Raw genomic sequence first — 16,680 nt, 5'->3', positions numbered from 1 at the left:
ACAGACGGACAACGATCCGCCAGCTTCGTGCGACCCCGACCCCGCACGGCGGTGGAAGACTGTATCGGTGCCCACGCCTCGAACCGACCTCCGGTCAGATGTGGGGCCCGAGAAGGCTCCCGTGCTCGTCGCCCACGTGATCGATCGCGCGCGCGCCGGAGAGCGACTGCGCGTCGACGAGGTTCTGGCCCTCGTGACCGCGGACGACGCCGACCGGGACCTGTTGTTCGCGGCCGCATCCGCTCTGCGCGACGAGGGCCTCGCTCTCGCCGGGCGCCCCGGCGTCATCACCTACTCGCGCAAAGTGTTCGTGCCGCTCACGACCTTGTGCCGCGACCGCTGCCACTACTGCATCTTCGTCGACACCCCGGGCCAGCTCCTGAAGAAGAACAAGCCCGCGTACATGTCGCCGGAGCAGGTGCTGCAGGTCGTGCGCCAGGGCGCGGCGCTGGGGTGCAAAGAGGTGCTGCTGACGCTCGGCGACCGCCCCGAGGAGCGCTGGCCCGAGGCGCGTGCCTGGCTCGACGAGCACGGATACGCATCGACCCTCGACTACGTCGCCGCGATCGCCCGTCTCGTCACCGCGGAGACCGGCCTGCTCGCGCACCTGAACCCGGGCGTCATGCACGCCCACGAGCTCGCGGAGCTCCGCCCGGTCGCGCCGTCGATGGGCATGATGCTCGAGACCACCTCTCGCGCTCTCTTCGAGACGCCGGGGCAGCCCCACTTCGGCTCGCCCGACAAGGATCCCGCGCTCCGACTGCAGGTGATCGAGGATGCGGGGGCTGCCCGTATCCCGTTCACGACCGGCATTCTCGTCGGCATCGGCGAGACCCCGCTGGATCGCGCGGAGTCGCTCATCGCGCTGCGCGACGCGCAGGAGCGGCACGGCCACATCCAGGAAGTGATCGTGCAGAACTTCCGCGCGAAGCCGCGCACCGCGATGCAGGACGCCCCGGATGCGGACCTGCTCGAGTACGCGACGGTCGTCGCTGCGGCGCGGGTCGTGATGGGCGCGCGGATGCGGATCCAGGTACCGCCGAACCTGTCGGATCCGGCCGAGTTCGCCCTGCTCGTCGGCGCCGGGATCGACGACTGGGGCGGGGTGTCGCCGCTGACCGCGGACCACGTGAACCCGGAGCGCCCGTGGCCGCACGTCGACGATCTGGCGGCGGCGACCGCATCCCTCGGATACGAACTGCGCGAGCGCCTGACCGCCCACCCCGAGTACCTCGCCGATCCGGAGACCTGGCTCGACCCGGCGATGCACGCACCGACCGCCGCCCTCGCCGACCCCGCGACCCACCTCGCCCGCACCTCCCCTGTTCAAGGGACCCGAAATGTGGCCTCCGCGGGCTCCGGGGCGCAAGAAGAGTCCCTCGAACAGGGAAGCGGCGCGTCCGGGGCCGGCGCCCCCTCCGATGTTCAAGGGACCCGAAACGCGACGCCGGACGCCCCGGAGCCGCAAGAAGAGTCCCTCGAACAGGGAGTGGCCGCCGCATCCCGTGTTCGAGGGACCCGAAATGCGACGCCGGACGCCCCGGAGACGCAAAACGAGTCCCTCGAACACGGAACGAGCACGAGCACGGGCACGGGCACGGGCACGGGCACGGGCGGCACCGTGCGGGGGCTGGCGGAGCGTGCGGCGGCCGACCCGCTCGCGCTCGACGACACCGAATGGCAGCGGCTGCTCTTGGCAACGGGTACCGACCTCGACGACCTCGCCCGCATCGCCGACGACGTGCGCCGGTACACGGTCGGCGAGGCGATAACCATCGCCGTGAACCGCAATCTCACCTCGACCGGCTTCCGTGCTGCGGGCGCGCAGGCGCCCGAGCAGTTCGACCTCGCGGATGCGGCAGCGATCGCCGCCGACGCGTGGGACCTCGGCGCGACAGAGCTCTGCATCCAGGGCCTCATCCCCACAGGCGAGGCGCCGACCGCGTACCTCGACATCGTCCGGGCCGCGCGCGCCGGAGCACCCGGCATCCACCTGCATGCCTACCGTCCGCAGGATGTGCGGGACCTCGCCGCCCGCAACGGCCTCACGCTCGACGAGGCTCTCGCCGCGATGCGGGATGCGGGCGTCGACACCGTTCCCGGCACCGGGATCAAGGTGCTCTCGGAGCGGGTCCGCGGCCTCATCGCCCCCGGCGACGTCGAGATCGACCGCTGGATCGAGACGATCAGGGCCGCGCACCGCGCCGGATTCCGTTCGACGAGCGTGCTGTTCTACGGGCATATCGAGACCGCGGCGGAGCGCATCGCGCACCTGGGCGCTCTCCGCCGCATCCAGTCCGAGACGCGCGGGTTCACGGAGTTCGTGCCGATCCCCCTCCCCGGCCCAGCGGGTGGGGTCGGCCTGGTCGCCGGACGATCGGCGCTCGATGAGCACCGCGCAATGGCAGCGGTTTCGCGCCTGTTCCTCTCGAGCAGCATCCCGCACATCCAGATCCCGTGGACCAGGCACGGCCTCGAAACGAGCGCCGTGCTGTTGCAGTCCGGCGGCGACGACCTCGGCGGCACGCTGCTCGACGGCCGCGTGCGCCCCGAGGCCGGCATCGAGTCGGGCAACGAGCTTCCATTGACGGATGCGGCGCGGATCGCCCGCCGACTCTTCCGCCCGCTGCGCCAGCGCACCACGGCGTACGGCGAGCCGTCGGACGAGCGCAAGGCGGCGGTGCGATGACGCGCGAGGTCGACGTCGCGATCGTCGGCGCGGGTTTCGGCGGGCTCGCGATGGCGTCGGCGCTGCGGCGGGCGGGACGGGAGTCGTTCGCCGTGCTCGACCGGGGCAACTCGGTCGGCGGCACCTGGCGCGACAACACGTATCCGGGCGTCGCGTGCGATGTGCCCTCTCACCTGTACGGGCTCGAGAACCACCCGTGGCCGGACTGGTCGGGGCTCTTCGCCCGCGGGGACGAGATCCACCGCTACCTGCAGCACATCGCGGAGGCGGAACAGCTCGGCGAGCGCCTGCTGCTGGAGACGCCGCTGCAGTCGGCGGCGTGGGACAGCGAGGGCTGGGTCGTCGAGACCGGACGCGGCGAGGATGTGCGCGCCCGCCGCCTCGTGCTCGCATGCGGACGGCTGACGGAGCCGTCGATCCCCGACATCCCGGGGCTCGAGACCTTCGAGGGCCCCCTGTTCCACTCCGCGCGGTGGGACCACACCGCACCTCTCGCCGGCCGGCGCATCGCCGTGGTCGGAACGGGCGCGTCCGCCGTGCAGCTGGTTCCCGCGCTCGTCGCGCAGGGCGCCGAGGTCGTGCTGTTTCAGCGCACACCGGCCTGGATCGTGCCGCGCGGCGACGTGGACTACACGGCCGCCGACCGGCGCCGGTTCGCCCAGCATCCGGACGAGCTGGCACGGTTGCGCGACGAGTTGTACCGCGAGGGCGAGGAACGCTTCGCCTCACGCTCGGGCGATGCGGATGCGGCGCGCGCCGCCCGCGCGGTCGCGCTCGCCCACCTGGAAGCCCAGGTGGCGGACCCGGCGCTTCGCCGCGCGTTGACCCCGGATTACGCGTTCGGTTGCAAGCGCGTGCTGCTGTCGGATGAGTTCTACCCTGCCGTCGCCTCGGATGCGGTCGCGTTCGAGCCGTCGGCGCTCGCGCGCGTGGACGACGGCGAGCTGGTGGCCGCGTCCGGCGCCCGCTACCTCGCCGACATGCTCGTGCTGGCGACCGGGTTCGCCGCATCCGAGCAGCCGTACGCGCAACTCGTGACGGGCGAGCAGGGTGAGACGCTCGCGGAGCACTGGAGCGAAGGGATGACCTCGTACGCGTCCACCGTGGTCGCGGGCTTCCCCAACCTGTTCGTGCTCAACGGCCCCAACGCGTCGCTCGGGCACAACTCGTCGCTGCTGATGCTGGAAGCGCAGGCGGAGTACGTGACGCGCTGCCTCGACCGCGCCGGCGACGGCGTTCTGCGGCTGCGTCCGGATGCGGAGAAGGCCTACACCGCCCGCATCGATGCGGCGGCCGCATCCCGCCCCTGGCTCACCGGGGGTTGCGACAACTGGTACGTCGACGCCCGGTCGGGCAGGCTCACTCTGCTGTGGCCCGACACCGTCGACGCGTTCCGCGCCATGCTGAGTTCCACCGACGGGTCGGAGTTCCTGCCGGCCCCGCTGCACCGCGATGCGTCGCGGGCGAGAGGAGAGTCATGACCGTTCCCCTGCGTCTGGGCTACAAGGCCTCGGCCGAGCAGTTCTCCCCCGATCGACTCGCCGACTTCGCCGTGCTGGCGGAGGAGGTCGGGTTCGACTCGGTCTTCATCTCCGACCACTTCCAGCCGTGGATGCACGAGGGCGGCCACGCCCCGGCGGCGCTGCCCTGGCTCGGGGCCGTGGGAGCGCGGACCTCGCGGGTGCTGCTGGGCACGAGCGTGCTCACGCCCACCTTCCGCTACCACCCGGCCGTCGTCGCGCAGGCGTTCGCGACGCTCGGGGTGATGTTCCCCGGTCGTGTGATCCTGGGCGTCGGCACGGGTGAGGCTCTCAACGAGGTGACCCTGGGTCTCGACTGGCCCGAGCCGCCCGAGCGCTTCCAGCGTCTCAAGGAGGCCATCACTCTCATCGAGAAGCTGTGGGCCGGCGAGCGCGTCACCTTCGAGGGCACCTTCTGGAGCGTGAGCGACGCGACGGTCTACGACCGCCCGACGGCCCCGGTGCCGATCTACATCGGCGCGGCGGGGCCTGCGGCCACGCGTCTGGCCGGCCGCATCGCCGACGGCTTCATCACGACGAGCGGCAAGGACCCGAAGCTCTACACCGACACGCTCCTGCCCGCCCTCGCCGAGGGCATCGAGAAGGCGGGGCGCTCCAGCGACGACGTCGACACCCTCATCGAGGTCAAGGTCTCGTACGCCGCCGACCGCGAGACGGCGCTCGAGAAGACGCGCTTCTGGGCTCCGCTCGCGCTGAGCGCCGAGGAGAAGATGGGCATCCACGATCCGATCGAGATGCAGCGTCGGGCGGCCGAACTGCCCATCGAGCGCGCCGCATCCCGCTTCATCGTCTCGACCGATCCCGACGAGCACGTCGAGCAGATCGCCCGCTATGTCGACCTCGGCTTCCGGCACCTGGTGTTCCACGATCCGGGTGAGGATCAGGAGCAGTTCCTACGCACCTACGGCGAGGAGATCCTTCCGCGTCTGCGCGCGCGCTTCGCGTGAACCGCGACTGGACGGTGGTCGTGCCGCTGAAGGCGGCGGCATCCGGCAAGTCGCGGCTGGGGGCGAGCGCCGATCTCGTGCGGGCCATCGGGCTCGACACGGTGGCGGCGGCCGCCGCGGTGGCGCGGGTGGTCGTCGTGACGGCGGATCCACGGACGGCAGCGGATGCGGCCGCGATCAGCGGCGTGACCGTGGTGACCGAAGAGGAACCGCGCGGCCTGAACGCGGCGATCGCGCTCGGCATGCCCGCGGCCGATGTGCCTCGCGCGGCGCTCCTCGGCGACCTGCCTGCGCTGCGCCCCGATGACTTGCGCAGAGCGCTGGATGCGGCCGCATCCGTCGACCGTGCCGTGGTCGCCGACGCTGAGGGAACCGGCTCGACCCTCGTCACCGCGCGGGCGGGGGTGGCGTGGGAGAGCGCGTTCGGGGAGGGCTCGCTGGCCCGCCACCTGGCGCTCGGATGCGTGCGTCTGGATGTGTCGGAGCAGTCGACGCTGCGTCGGGATGTGGACACGATGGCGCAGCTCGCCGAGGCAGCCGCGTTGGGGCTCGGACCCCGCTCCGTTCGGTTCTCCACAGGTAGCGCCCTTTCGCAGGGAGGCCACCCCCGAGAGGCGTAACGTGCCAAAGGTGAGCGACGATTTCATGCGGGATGCGGACGCGTCGATCGCCCGTGTCGAGCAGCAGATCGCGGCCGCCCAGGAGCAGGCGAGGCGCGGTCAGCAGTTCCAGCGCGACGTCGCGGATGTGCGCGCCACGGCCAGCTCGCCCCGGCGTGAGCTTCGCGTGACGGTCGACGCCTCGGGCCGCTTGCTCGATGCGGACCTGTCGGATGCGGCGATGGAGCTCTCCCCACAGACCCTGTCCCGCTTACTCGTCGACACTGCCCGCGCCGCACAGCGCCAGGCGGGTGAGCAGGCGGTGCGCATCGCCGCGGAGTTGTTCGGCGAGCAGGCCGGCGCGACCGAACGGCTGCGCGCCGAGATCGCAGACGCCCTGCCGCAGGGCGGCGGCACGAATGTGCGGTGGTCGTGATGGCGGATCACATCGCGCTCGACGGCGATCTGATCGCCGCACAGGCGTCGCGGGTCGAGCTCGTGGCGTCCGACGTTTCGGTCGCGCGGGATGCGGCCGGCTCCACGAATATGGGCGGCGGCGCCTTCGGGGTGCTGTGCGCGTTCCTCGTTCCGCCGGCACAGATCGCGGCGGCGATGGCGCAGCAGGCGATCGGCTCGGCGGAGCAGATGCTGCGCCGGTCGGCGACCGAGCTGCGCGGCGTCGGCAGCGACATGGCCTCGTTCGAGGATGACGTGGTGCAGGGCATCCACACGCTCGGTCAGGGACTCGGATGAGCACCGCGAACGTGCTGGTGGCGGCGCCCATCGACACGGCGACACCGTTCAGCGGCGCGGGGCTGCTCGATTCGGGCAGCCAGCTCGTCGCCGCGGTGGACTCCGGGTCCTGGGTCGAGGGGGGACTTGCGGGCGTCGGCTTCGCGATCGACGTGGCCGCGACGGCGATCGACCCGCTCGGGTCGTTGATCGGGGCGGGTCTCGGCTGGATCATCGATCATCTCGAACCGCTGAAGGGCTGGCTCAACGACTTCGCGGGCAACGCGGGCGAAGTCGCCGCGTTCGCGCAGACCTGGTCGAACATCCAGACCCAGCTGGAGACCTCGGCGCAGGAGCTCGCCCATGTCGTGGGCCAGGTCGACGACATGGCGGGCGAGGCGATGGAGGCCTACCGCCGATTCCAGCAGGATGCGGCCAAGCACCTTTCGGGCGCCGCATCCTGGGCCGGTGCCATGTCGACGGGTCTTCAGATGGCGTCGACGATCGTGCAGGTCGTGCACGATCTGGTGCGCGATGTCTTGTCGCAGCTCGCCGGCGCGATCATCTCGTGGGTCGCCGAGCTCGTGGTGACGGTGGGCCTTGCCACCCCCGTCGTCATCGGCCAGGTGACGACCCGCGTCAGCCAGCTCGCGACCACGGTCGGTGAGACGGTCACGAAGGTGCTGCGCTCGTGCAAGAACCTCGGCAAGCTCCTCGACGACCTCAAGGGCCTGTTGCAGCGGGCTGGCGATTTGTTCAGCAGCGTGCTGAAGGGCGGCGGCTCGGGTCCGTCGGTGCGCGTTCCGGACGGCCCCACCATCCGTGCCCGCGTCGGCGAACCGCTCTCCCCCGCCGACCTGAAGAGCATGATCGACGAGGGCTATCACACGTCGATCTTCAGCGACAAGGTCGTGCAGCACTACGACCACTCGGCGGCGACGCTCGGCCGGTCGGGCTCGGATGTGTGGGCGATGCCCACAGAGGATGCGGCCAAGATCCACACGCCCGCGCAGGCGGCGCGCGAGACCGGCATGGCGCCGATGGCGCAGGACGCGTACCTCAACGGCGGCGACATCTACGCCGTGCACTTCCCGGTCGACCCCAGTGAGCTGCGCCGTCCGACGGTTGCGGATTCGGGCGGGTGGGAACACTTCTATCCCGACCCCACGAACACGAGCACCACCTACGGCCACACCGCCGTCAACACGGGCACGGGGGCCTACCTGGTGAACTCCACGCGTGAGACGCTGATCGCCGGCGGCGACGCGATGCGCAGCAATGCGGTGCTGACGAAGCTGGAGAATGGAGCGTGGGTGCTCGTGAGACGGTATTGAGCACCGCGACGGAGCTCGGGTGCCCCGTGTGCCGCGAGGGCGCGTACAGCGGCGGGCAGCCGCGGTTTGTGACGTCGACCTCGCCGGTCGACCTGCTCTATCGTTGCGAGGTGTGCCGCACGTGGTGGTTCGACAACAGTCGGGGGCTGCGTCCGATGACAGACGAGGAGGCGCGCGAGCGCTTCCCGAACGAGGTGGGCAATGACTGAACCGACCGTCGTCGATCTGGCGATCCTGCAGGCGCGCGAGCAGCGTTTGACGATGCAGACCGTGCTGTGGACGTTCGCCGCATCCACCGTCTACGTGCCCAGCGGCGGCGACCCCGGCGAGGATTTCCGCGGCTTCCAACCGGTGTACTACCCGGGCGCCTCCGAGCGTGTGCTGGCCGTGTTCACCGACCCCGACCTCGCGAGCGAGCTCGACGCCCTCGCGCCGTGGATGGTGACGTTCACCGGGGCCGACCTCATCCGCCGCATGCCGGCAGGCGAAGGGCTCGTTGTGAACGCGGGCTCGAGCGTCGGCTTCGAGCTTCCCGCCGCGGGCCTCGCCGCCTTCCGCCAGGAGTTGGACGCCGCACGGGGTCTCGCCCAGTCCTGACTCGGATGCGGCCCGGGCCGCTACGGGTTCGTTGAGCGTGACCGGTTGCTCCGCCGCACCAGAACCACCGTAACGACCACACCCACCACGATCAGCACCACGCCAACTCCGATCCCGATGATCACGGGCAGGAAAGCACCGATCCCGTCCGGCGAGGGCTGATCTGTTGCTGGCGGCGACGCCAACGCGGCAGTCGCCTCATCGATCTGCTCCTGCGTCGGACCAACACCCTTGTTCAGCAGCGGGTTGACGTCTTCGTACTGTGTCGGATCCTTGCTCAGTGTGTGACGCAGCGAAGCGACGCCGTACCCGTACCCGCCGGTGTCGCTGTACTGCACCTCATGATCCTCAGCACCCGTATTGCGGACCAACGACTGAATCAACTGATTGCCCGTCGCATCGGGGTACTTCTGCTTCGCCGCAGCGAGAATCCCCGCCACCAACGGCGTCGCCAACGACGTTCCCGTCGCACGACCCGACACATCCCACGAACCCGGGTCGGAGCCGTCGCCGATCGTCGCGATGTTGACACCCGGAGCCACGACCGTCGTCCCCGCCACGGCGTTCTCGACCCCGAGTGCAGCAATAGGTAGCTTCTGGTCCGAGTCGACTGCGCTCACACCGATGACAGAGTTCAGCGCTGCCGGGAAGGCGCCCTCCTTGAACACATCATTCGGGTTACCCGCAACCACCGGCACCTTCCTGGCCACGGCCTCCGCGAGAACACGGTCATCGGGGATATTGCCATCACCGGTGACCATCGACACCGAGACGATATCCGCGCCGTCGTCGAGCGCGCGCTTCACCATCCACATGATCGGCGTGATCTTCGATTCCGCGACCTCAGGCAGCGGGTCACAGTCCGCGGTCGCGCCCACACCGTAGAACGTCACGGATGCATCCGGAACGATGCCCTTCGTCCCCGCAACCCCGGTTCCGTTGCCGATCAGCATCGCCGTGACGGTAGAGCCGTGTTGTGCCCCGGCGCTCGCCACCGACGTCGACGGGTCCTTGCCGACACACGCAGACCCCTCAGCCACCGTCAGATCCGCGCCCTGGAAGTCCGGCAGGTCCGGGTTGATCTGCGTGTCGACAACGGCGATCTTCACGCCCTTCCCGGTCCACCCCTCCGCGTGGACATCGGCAACGCCGTAAGCCGAATACCACCACTGCCCGTCATCCGCAGCGGACGCGGGAACCGCACCGAACAGCACCCCCACAAGCCCCACCACAACCACCGCACCAGCACGCACCCAACGCGTCCGCGACACCACCATCACGCCCCCACCCGCCGACGACTGCGCCGCACCAGAACCACCGTCACCACCACACCCACCACAATCAGCACGAGCACGCCCACACCGACCCCGATGATCACGGGCAGGAAAGCACCGATCCCGTCCGGCGAGGGCTGATCCATTGCTGGCGGCGACGCCAACGCGGCAGCCGCCTCATCGATGTCCTCCTGCGTCGGACCAACACCCTTGTTCAGCAGCGGGTTGACGTCTTCGTACTCCGTCGGATCCTTGCTCAGCGTGTGACGCAGCGAAGCGACGCCGTACCCGTACCCACCGGTGTCGCTGTACTGCACCTCATGATCCTCAGCACCTGTATTGCGGACCAACGACTGAATCAACTGGTTACCGGTCGCATCGGGGTACTTCTGCTTCGCTGCCGCGAGGATCCCCGCCACCAACGGCGTCGCCAACGACGTTCCCGTCGCACGACCCGACACATCCCACGAACCCGGATCCGAACCATCACCGATCGTCGCGATGTCCACACCCGGAGCCACCACTGTCGTATCACCGATCTGGTTCTCGACCCCCAACGCCGCGATCGGAAGCTTCTGATCCGAATCAACGGCGCTGACGCCGATGACCGAGTTCAATCCGGCTGGGTACAGGCCTTCTTTGAATCCGTCGTTAGGGTTGCCCGCGACCACGGGGACCTTCTTCTCCGCAGCCTCCGCAAGGACCCCATAGCTGGCAAGGCCGCTCTGTCCTTCGACCATGGACACTGAGACGATGTCAGCGCCGTCGTCTACCGCCCTTTTGACCATCCACATGATCGGTGTCAGCTTCGACTCGGCGACCTCAGGGAGCGGGTCACAGTCCGCGGCCGAGCCCACGCCGTAGAACGTCACCGAAGCGTCAGGAACGATGCCCTTCGTCTGCGCGACGCCCGTCCCGTTGCCGATCAGCATCGCGGTCACCGTCGACCCGTGTTGCGCACCGGCGCTCGCCACCGACGAGGTCGGGTCCTTCCCCACACACGCCGACCCCTCAGCCACCGTCAGATCGGCACCCTGAAAGTCCGGCAGATCCGGATTGATCTGCGTGTCGACGACCGCGATCTTCACGCCCGCACCGGTCCACCCCTCCGCGTGCACATCCGCGACACCGTATGCGTCGTACCACCACTGCCCGTCATCCGCAGCGGAGGCGGGAGCCGCGCCCACCAGAACCCCCACGAGCCCCACCGCGACCACCGCACCAGCACGCACCCAACGCGATCTCGCCACCACCATCACGCCCCCACCCGCCGACGACTCCGCCGAACCAGCACCACGGTCACGACCACACCCACCACAATCAGTGCGAGCACGCCCACGCCGACCCCGATGATCACGGGCAGGAGCGCCGCGATGCCATCGGCGTCGGTGCCGCCGGACTGGCCATCGGACTCCGCAGATGCAAGGGTTTGCTCGGCCGCCGTCACCTGCTCGGGAGAAGGCCGCGGGCTCGTCTTGTTCAGGAGGGGATTCACATCCTCGTACCCGCGCGGGTCCTTGCTGAGCACGTGACGCAACGATGCGGTCCCATACCCGAAACCATCGCTGTCGTTGTACTGGAGTTCGTGGTCTTCGTTGCCTGTGTTGCGAGTGAGCGACTGCAGGAGCTGGTTCCCCGTGGCTGCCGGGTACTTCTGCTTCGCCGCCGCCAGAATGCCGGCGACCTGCGGTGCCGCCAGCGAGGTACCAGTCGCTCGACCCGCTACGTCCCAGGATGCCGAACCATCACCTATCGTCGAGATGTCGACGCCCGGTGCGACGACGGTCGTCTCGCCGATCTGGTTCTCCACCCCGAGCGCTCCGAGCGGGAGTTTTCCTTCTTGATCGACGGCGCTGACGGCGACGACGCCCGCAAAGCCCGCCGGAAGCGCGCCCTCCTTGAAGGCGTCGTTCGGATTTCCCGCCACGAAGGGGATCTTCTTCGCGACGAGTTCAGCGATCGTCTCCACGTCCGCAACAGTGCTGACTCCGACGACCGTCGACGTGGTGATGATGTCGGCTCCATCGTCGATGGCGCGCTGAATCATCCACCCCATCGGCTCATGACCGGAATCCTTCACCTCGGCCGTCGGCTCACAATCCCCCGTCGCACCCAGACCGTAGAACGTCACCGACGCATCCGGAACGATGCCCTTCGTGCCAGCAACCCCCGTTCCGTTGCCGATGAGCATCGCCGTCACCGTCGACCCGTGCTCCGACTCTGCGTTCGCGTCCGTCGTTGACGGCTCGGCGCCCTCGCACGCCGCACCTGGAGCGACGGTCAGGTCTGCGCCCGCGAAATCCGGCAACTCAGGATTGATCTGACTATCGATCACCGCGATCTTCACGCCCGCACCGGTCCACCCCTCCGCATGAACGTCCGCGACACCGTAAATGTCGTACCACCACTGCCCGCCATCCGCAGCGGACGCGGGAACCGCGCCCACCAGGACCCCCACAAGCCCCACCGCGACCACCGCACTGGCACGCACCCAACGCATCCGCGACACCACCATCACGACCCCACCCGCCGACGACTGCGCCGCACCAGAACAACCGTCACCACCACACCCGCCACGAACAGCACCACCACACCCACACCGACCCCGACGATCACCGGCAGGAAAGCACCGATCCCGTCCGGCGAGGGCTGATCCGTTGCTGGCGGCGACGCCAACGCCGCAGCCGCCTCATCGATGTCCTCCTGCGTTGGCCCGACGTCCTTGTTCAGGAGCGGGTTGACGTCTTCGTACTGCGTCGGATCCTTGCTCAACACGTGACCCAGCGACGCCACACCGTACCCGAAACCGTCGGTGTCGCTGTACTGGAGCTCGTGATCCTCGGCACCCGTGTTGTGCGTCAACGACTGAATCAGTTGGTTGCCTGTCGCATCGGGATACTTCTGCTTGGCCGCTGCGAGAATCCCCGCAACCAGCGGCGTCGCCAACGACGTTCCCGTCGCACGCCCCGACACATCCCACGACCCCGGGTCGGAACCATCGCCGATCGTCGCAATGTTCACACCAGGAGCCACCACCGTCGTGTTCGTGACAACGTTCTCTACTCCCAGCGCGGCAATCGGAAGCTTCTGATCGGAGTCAACCGCACTCACCCCAACGACAGAGTTCAGTCCTGCGGGGAGGCCGCCCTCCTTAAACACATCGTTCGGGTTGCCCGCGACCACAGGGACCTTCTTCGCCGCAGCCTCCGCGAGAACTCGGTCGTCCGGAGTCGTGCCTTCACCTGTGACCATCGAGACTGAAACGATGTCCGCGCCGTCGTCTACCGCTCGTTTGACCATCCACATGATGGGTGTCAGCTTCGATTCCGCAACCTCCGGCAGCGGGTCACAGTCCGCGGTCGCCCCCACACCGTAGAACGTCACGGATGCATCCGGAACGATGCCCTTCGTCTGCGCGACGCCCGTCCCGTTGCCGATCAGCATCGCCGTGACGGTAGAGCCGTGTTGTGCCCCGGCACTCGCAACCGACGTCGACGGATCCTTGCCGACACACGCCGACCCCTCAGCCACCGTCAGATCCGCACCCTGAAAGTCCGGCAGATCCGGATTGATCTGCGTGTCGACGACAGCGATCTTCACGCCCTTGCCGGTCCACCCCTCCGCGTGGACATCGGCCACGCCGTAAGCCGAATACCACCACTGCCCGTCATCCGCAGCGGACGCGGGAACCGCACCGAACAGCACCCCCACAAGCCCCACCGCGACCACCGCACCAGCACGCACCCAACGCGATCTCGACACCACCATCACGCCCCCACCCGCCGACGACTCCGCCGCACCAGCACAACCGTCACCACCACACCCACCACAATCAGTGCGACCACGCCCACACCGACCCCGATGACGACCGGCAGGAACGCCGCGACGCCACCAGGCCCCGGCTGCTCCGATGTCGGCGTCGACGCCAACGCCGCAGCCGCCTCGTCAATCTGCCCCTGGGTAGGCCCGACGCCCTTGGACATCAGGGGGTTGATGTCTTCGTACTGCGTGGGGTCCTTGCTGAGCGTGTGCCCGAGCGATGCCACACCGTATCCGTAACCGCCGGTGTCGCTGTACTGCACCTCGTGATCCTCGACACCTGTATTGCGGACCAACGACTGAATCAACTGATTGCCCGTCGCATCGGGGTACTTCTGCTTCGCCGCCGCGAGAATCCCCGCCACCAACGGCGTCGCCAACGACGTTCCCGTCGCACGACCCGACACATCCCACGACCCGGGGTCAGAACCATCGCCGATCGTCGCGATGTTGACACCTGGGGCGACCACCGTGGTGTTCGTCACGGCGTTCTCGACACCCAGCGCCGCGATCGGAAGCTTCTGATCCGAATCAACGGCACTCACGCCCACGACGGTGTTCAAGTTCGCCGGGTAACCGCCCTCCTTGAACACATCGTTGGGGTTTCCTGCGACCACGGGCACCTTCTTAGCTGCGGCCTCCGCGAGGACGAGATCGTCCGGAATGCCGCCGTCGTCGGTCACCATGGACACAGACACGATGTCGGCACCGTCCTCCACGGCACGCTTCACCATCCACATGATCGGCGTGATCTTCGATTCTGCGATCTCCGGCAGAGGCTCACAGCCCACCGTCGCGCCGACTCCGTAAAACGTCACGGATGCATCCGGGACGATCCCCTTCGTCCCCGCGACACCAGTGCCATTGCCGATAAGCATGGCCGCCACCGTCGAGCCGTGCTGTGCTCCCGAACTGGGCTCCGTAGACGAGGGCTCCGTACCGGAACACGCCGCCCCGTCAGCCACCGTCAGATCGGCGCCCTGGAAATCAGGGAGATTCGGGTTGATCTGCGTATCGACCACGGCGATCTTCACGCCTTTGCCCGTCCATCCCTCCGCGTGGACATCGGAAACACCGTATGCCTGGTACCACCACTGCCCGTCATCCGCAGCGGATGCGGGAGCCGCACCCACCAGAACCCCCACGAGCCCCGCCGCGACCACCGCACCAGCACGCACCCAACGCCTCCGCGACACCACCATCACGCCCCCACCCGCCGACGACTCCGCCGAACCAGCACCACGGTCACGACCACACCCACCACGATCAAAACCAGGAGCCCCACGCCAACCCCGATGAAGACAGGGAGCAACGGCGACCCGCCGGTTGATTCCGCGGGCGGGGTCGTCACGGCTGAAGCGAGCACCTTCTCTGCGTCGGCGATCTGCTCAACTGACGGGTCTTGTGAGCTCTTCTCCAAGAGTGGGTTCGTGTCGGTGTACTGCAGGGGGTCCGCCGACAAGACGCGCGTCAGGGAGGCCGTCCCGTACCCGAATCCATCACTGTCGTTGTACTGGAGCGGGTGTTCCTCGGCTCCTGTGTTGTGCACGAGCGACTGAATCAGCTGATTGCCCGTCGCGTCGGGGTACTTCTGCATCCCGACGGCCAGGATGCCCGCGACCAACGGCGTCGCCAGCGAGGTCCCAGTACCGATTCCCGCGACGTCCCATGAACCGGTGGTGTCACCGATCGTCGATATGTCCACACCGGGGGCAACCACCGTCGTCTGAGGAATCGCGTTCTGGACTCCCAGAGCCCCCAAGGGGAGATTCGAACTGCTGTCAATCGCGCTCACAGCGACTACGCCGTTGAAGGAAGCGGGGAGGATGCCTTGCTTGAATGCGTCGTTGGGGTTACCCGCCACGAGCGGAACCTTGTTCGCGACCGCTTGGGCGACCGTTTCGCTGTCGAGCCTCGTAACCTCACCGACGACGACGGTAGTCATGATGACGTCGGCGCCGTCGTCGAGGGCGCGCTGGATCATCCACATCAACGGCGAGTGCCCAGAAGCCTCAACGTCGGGCGTCGGCGTGCAATCCGCCAGAGCACCCACCCCGTAAAAAGTCACAGAAGACTCAGGCGCAATACCCTTCGTTCCCGCCACACCCGTGCCGTTACCGATCAGCATCGCCGTCACCGTCGACCCATGCTCCGACTCAGCATTCGCCTCAGTCGTCGACGGCTCCGCACCCTCACACGCCGCACCGGGTGCGACAGTCAGGTCTGCTCCCGCGAAATCCGGCAACTCCGGATTGATCTGGCTGTCCACGACCGCGATCTTCACGCCCTTACCGGTCCAACCAGCATCATGCGCATCCTGAACGTGGTAACCCTCATACCACCACTGCCCGCCATCCGCAGCGGACGCGGGAGCCGTGGTGCTCGTCGCGGCGACCACAAGCAGCGCGGTCATGACGTACCCGCGAAGCGTTCGCGTTCGCAAGTCTTCTCCCCCCGGAAGCGGTCTCGGGGAGCGAACGCGCGCGTTCACTCCCCGAGACCAAGATCGAGCCGCGTCTCGCGGGCTCGCGCTGTCGTCAGCGCTGGAACAGCTTCGCCGAGTTGCGGTCGGTCGTGACGTAGTCCTCAGCGATCGACTCGGTCGCCGACGCGATGCGGGCGAGCACCGTCTTCATGTGCTCGAACTCCATTGACCACGCGCGCTGCGCGTTGTCATAGGCCACGCGGGCCGCACCGTCCCAGTTACCGCGAAGGCGGTTCGCCTCCTGCTCGAGAGCACGCAAGGCGCCCTCGATGCGCTGCGACTCGCGGCGCAACTCGCCTGCGGATGCGGTCAGTGCCGCCGGCGTGATGCTCAGATCGCCCATCTCACGCACCTCCCATCATCGCGCCCAGACCACCGATGGTGGACTGGTGCTGTTCCTCCAGAGCGCTCTGCGAACGCTCTGTCGAACGCAACGCCTCCTCCAGGTGGACCAGCGTCTGGTTGATCTTCTGCGCGCCCGCCGTCCAGGTCTGCATCATCTGCGCGTAGGACTGCGAAGCCTCCCCCTGCCAGATCGATTGGATCTGGTCGAGTTCCGCGATCACGCGTCGGGTGCTGTCGGCGATGTCAAGGTAGGTCGCAGAGACCGCCTCGGCACCGCGCAGCAGCGCTCCCTCTTCTGCGGAGATCTTCTCGCTCATG

The 16,680-nt window shown here is 68.2% G+C and carries 17 protein-coding genes; 9 read left to right on the top strand and 8 right to left on the bottom strand.

What is annotated here, in order from left to right:
• Positions 1-100 precede the first annotated feature (100 nt).
• Genes cofG through PQV94_RS01900 form a run of 9 tightly spaced genes read left to right on the top strand, consistent with a single transcriptional unit; the run spans position 101 to position 8,439 of the window.
• The gene (gene cofG / locus PQV94_RS01940; protein WP_443192729.1) at positions 101-2,689 is read left to right on the top strand and encodes a 7,8-didemethyl-8-hydroxy-5-deazariboflavin synthase CofG; all 2,589 of its coding nucleotides are present in this window, start codon (positions 101-103) and stop codon (positions 2,687-2,689) included.
• The gene (locus tag PQV94_RS01935) at positions 2,686-4,170 is read left to right on the top strand and encodes a flavin-containing monooxygenase (protein ID WP_274287123.1); all 1,485 of its coding nucleotides are present in this window, start codon (positions 2,686-2,688) and stop codon (positions 4,168-4,170) included. Before cofG ends, PQV94_RS01935 begins: the two co-directional genes overlap by 4 nt.
• The gene (gene fgd / locus PQV94_RS01930; protein WP_274287122.1) at positions 4,167-5,177 is read left to right on the top strand and encodes a glucose-6-phosphate dehydrogenase (coenzyme-F420); all 1,011 of its coding nucleotides are present in this window, start codon (positions 4,167-4,169) and stop codon (positions 5,175-5,177) included. Before PQV94_RS01935 ends, fgd begins: the two co-directional genes overlap by 4 nt.
• The gene (cofC, locus tag PQV94_RS01925) at positions 5,174-5,797 is read left to right on the top strand and encodes a 2-phospho-L-lactate guanylyltransferase (RefSeq protein WP_274287121.1); all 624 of its coding nucleotides are present in this window, start codon (positions 5,174-5,176) and stop codon (positions 5,795-5,797) included. The genes fgd and cofC overlap by 4 nt, the downstream gene beginning before the upstream one ends.
• 10 nt (positions 5,798-5,807) lie before the next feature.
• The gene (locus PQV94_RS01920; RefSeq protein ID WP_274287120.1) at positions 5,808-6,212 is read left to right on the top strand and encodes a YbaB/EbfC family nucleoid-associated protein; all 405 of its coding nucleotides are present in this window, start codon (positions 5,808-5,810) and stop codon (positions 6,210-6,212) included.
• Positions 6,212-6,529, top strand: a complete 318-nt coding sequence (locus PQV94_RS01915; RefSeq protein ID WP_274287119.1) for a hypothetical protein — start codon at positions 6,212-6,214, stop codon at positions 6,527-6,529. Before PQV94_RS01920 ends, PQV94_RS01915 begins: the two co-directional genes overlap by 1 nt.
• Positions 6,526-7,842, top strand: a complete 1,317-nt coding sequence (locus PQV94_RS01910; RefSeq protein WP_274287118.1) for a hypothetical protein — start codon at positions 6,526-6,528, stop codon at positions 7,840-7,842. The genes PQV94_RS01915 and PQV94_RS01910 overlap by 4 nt, the downstream gene beginning before the upstream one ends.
• Entirely contained in the window at positions 7,818-8,051 is a 234-nt protein-coding gene (locus PQV94_RS01905; RefSeq protein ID WP_274287117.1) for a hypothetical protein, read from the top strand. The genes PQV94_RS01910 and PQV94_RS01905 overlap by 25 nt, the downstream gene beginning before the upstream one ends.
• Positions 8,044-8,439: an SseB family protein gene (locus PQV94_RS01900; protein WP_137418814.1), complete on the top strand. Its 396-nt coding sequence runs from the start codon at positions 8,044-8,046 to the stop codon at positions 8,437-8,439. Before PQV94_RS01905 ends, PQV94_RS01900 begins: the two co-directional genes overlap by 8 nt.
• A 20-nt stretch (positions 8,440-8,459) precedes the next feature.
• On the opposite strand, the gene PQV94_RS01895 is transcribed toward PQV94_RS01900, so the two are convergent.
• From PQV94_RS01895 to PQV94_RS01860, 8 genes are all read right to left on the bottom strand, one after another.
• Positions 8,460-9,548 carry a S8/S53 family peptidase gene (locus PQV94_RS01895; protein ID WP_274287116.1) on the bottom strand — a complete coding sequence of 363 codons (1,089 nt, stop codon included), beginning with the start codon at positions 9,546-9,548 and terminating at the stop codon, positions 8,460-8,462.
• Between the two features lie 167 nt (positions 9,549-9,715).
• Complete coding sequence (locus PQV94_RS01890) at positions 9,716-10,801, bottom strand: S8/S53 family peptidase (protein WP_274287115.1); 1,086 nt, start codon at positions 10,799-10,801, stop codon at positions 9,716-9,718.
• A gap of 167 nt (positions 10,802-10,968) precedes the next feature.
• Positions 10,969-12,228 (bottom strand): S8 family peptidase, encoded by a 1,260-nt coding sequence (locus PQV94_RS01885; RefSeq protein ID WP_274288308.1) that lies wholly within the window; start codon positions 12,226-12,228, stop codon positions 10,969-10,971.
• Positions 12,228-13,481: a S8 family peptidase gene (locus tag PQV94_RS01880; protein ID WP_274288307.1), complete on the bottom strand. Its 1,254-nt coding sequence runs from the start codon at positions 13,479-13,481 to the stop codon at positions 12,228-12,230. The genes PQV94_RS01885 and PQV94_RS01880 overlap by 1 nt, the downstream gene beginning before the upstream one ends.
• Positions 13,481-14,566 carry a S8/S53 family peptidase gene (locus PQV94_RS01875; protein ID WP_274287114.1) on the bottom strand — a complete coding sequence of 362 codons (1,086 nt, stop codon included), beginning with the start codon at positions 14,564-14,566 and terminating at the stop codon, positions 13,481-13,483. Before PQV94_RS01875 ends, PQV94_RS01880 begins: the two co-directional genes overlap by 1 nt.
• A gap of 167 nt (positions 14,567-14,733) precedes the next feature.
• On the bottom strand, positions 14,734-15,945 hold the full coding sequence (locus PQV94_RS01870) for a S8 family peptidase (RefSeq protein ID WP_274287113.1): 1,212 nt from the start codon (positions 15,943-15,945) through the stop codon (positions 14,734-14,736).
• Between the two features lie 124 nt (positions 15,946-16,069).
• Positions 16,070-16,360, bottom strand: a complete 291-nt coding sequence (locus PQV94_RS01865; protein ID WP_243226584.1) for a WXG100 family type VII secretion target — start codon at positions 16,358-16,360, stop codon at positions 16,070-16,072.
• Between the two features lies 1 nt (position 16,361).
• Positions 16,362-16,679 (bottom strand): WXG100 family type VII secretion target, encoded by a 318-nt coding sequence (locus PQV94_RS01860; RefSeq protein WP_274287112.1) that lies wholly within the window; start codon positions 16,677-16,679, stop codon positions 16,362-16,364.
• Position 16,680: the final 1 nt, after the last annotated feature.

The sequence above is a fragment of the Microbacterium sp. Clip185 genome (assembly GCF_028743715.1).
Taxonomy (GTDB): domain Bacteria; phylum Actinomycetota; class Actinomycetes; order Actinomycetales; family Microbacteriaceae; genus Microbacterium.
Note: the sequence above shows the minus strand (reverse complement) of the source record. Positions and strands in the feature narration are given on the sequence as shown.

Excerpts from the sequence above, each read along its gene's own strand:
- PQV94_RS01860 (WP_274287112.1), bottom strand. The coding sequence starts at position 16,679 with ATGAGCGAGAAGATCTCCGCAGAAGAGGGAGCGCTGCTGCGCGGTGCC.
- PQV94_RS01880 (WP_274288307.1), bottom strand. The coding sequence starts at position 13,481 with ATGGTGGTGTCGAGATCGCGTTGGGTGCGTGCTGGTGCGGTGGTCGCG.
- PQV94_RS01915 (WP_274287119.1), top strand. The coding sequence starts at position 6,212 with ATGGCGGATCACATCGCGCTCGACGGCGATCTGATCGCCGCACAGGCG.
- PQV94_RS01935 (WP_274287123.1), top strand. The coding sequence starts at position 2,686 with ATGACGCGCGAGGTCGACGTCGCGATCGTCGGCGCGGGTTTCGGCGGG.
- PQV94_RS01910 (WP_274287118.1), top strand. The coding sequence starts at position 6,526 with ATGAGCACCGCGAACGTGCTGGTGGCGGCGCCCATCGACACGGCGACA.
- PQV94_RS01865 (WP_243226584.1), bottom strand. The coding sequence starts at position 16,360 with ATGGGCGATCTGAGCATCACGCCGGCGGCACTGACCGCATCCGCAGGC.
- PQV94_RS01885 (WP_274288308.1), bottom strand. The coding sequence starts at position 12,228 with ATGGTGGTGTCGCGGATGCGTTGGGTGCGTGCCAGTGCGGTGGTCGCG.
- PQV94_RS01900 (WP_137418814.1), top strand. The coding sequence starts at position 8,044 with ATGACTGAACCGACCGTCGTCGATCTGGCGATCCTGCAGGCGCGCGAG.
- fgd (WP_274287122.1), top strand. The coding sequence starts at position 4,167 with ATGACCGTTCCCCTGCGTCTGGGCTACAAGGCCTCGGCCGAGCAGTTC.
- PQV94_RS01870 (WP_274287113.1), bottom strand. The coding sequence starts at position 15,945 with ATGACCGCGCTGCTTGTGGTCGCCGCGACGAGCACCACGGCTCCCGCG.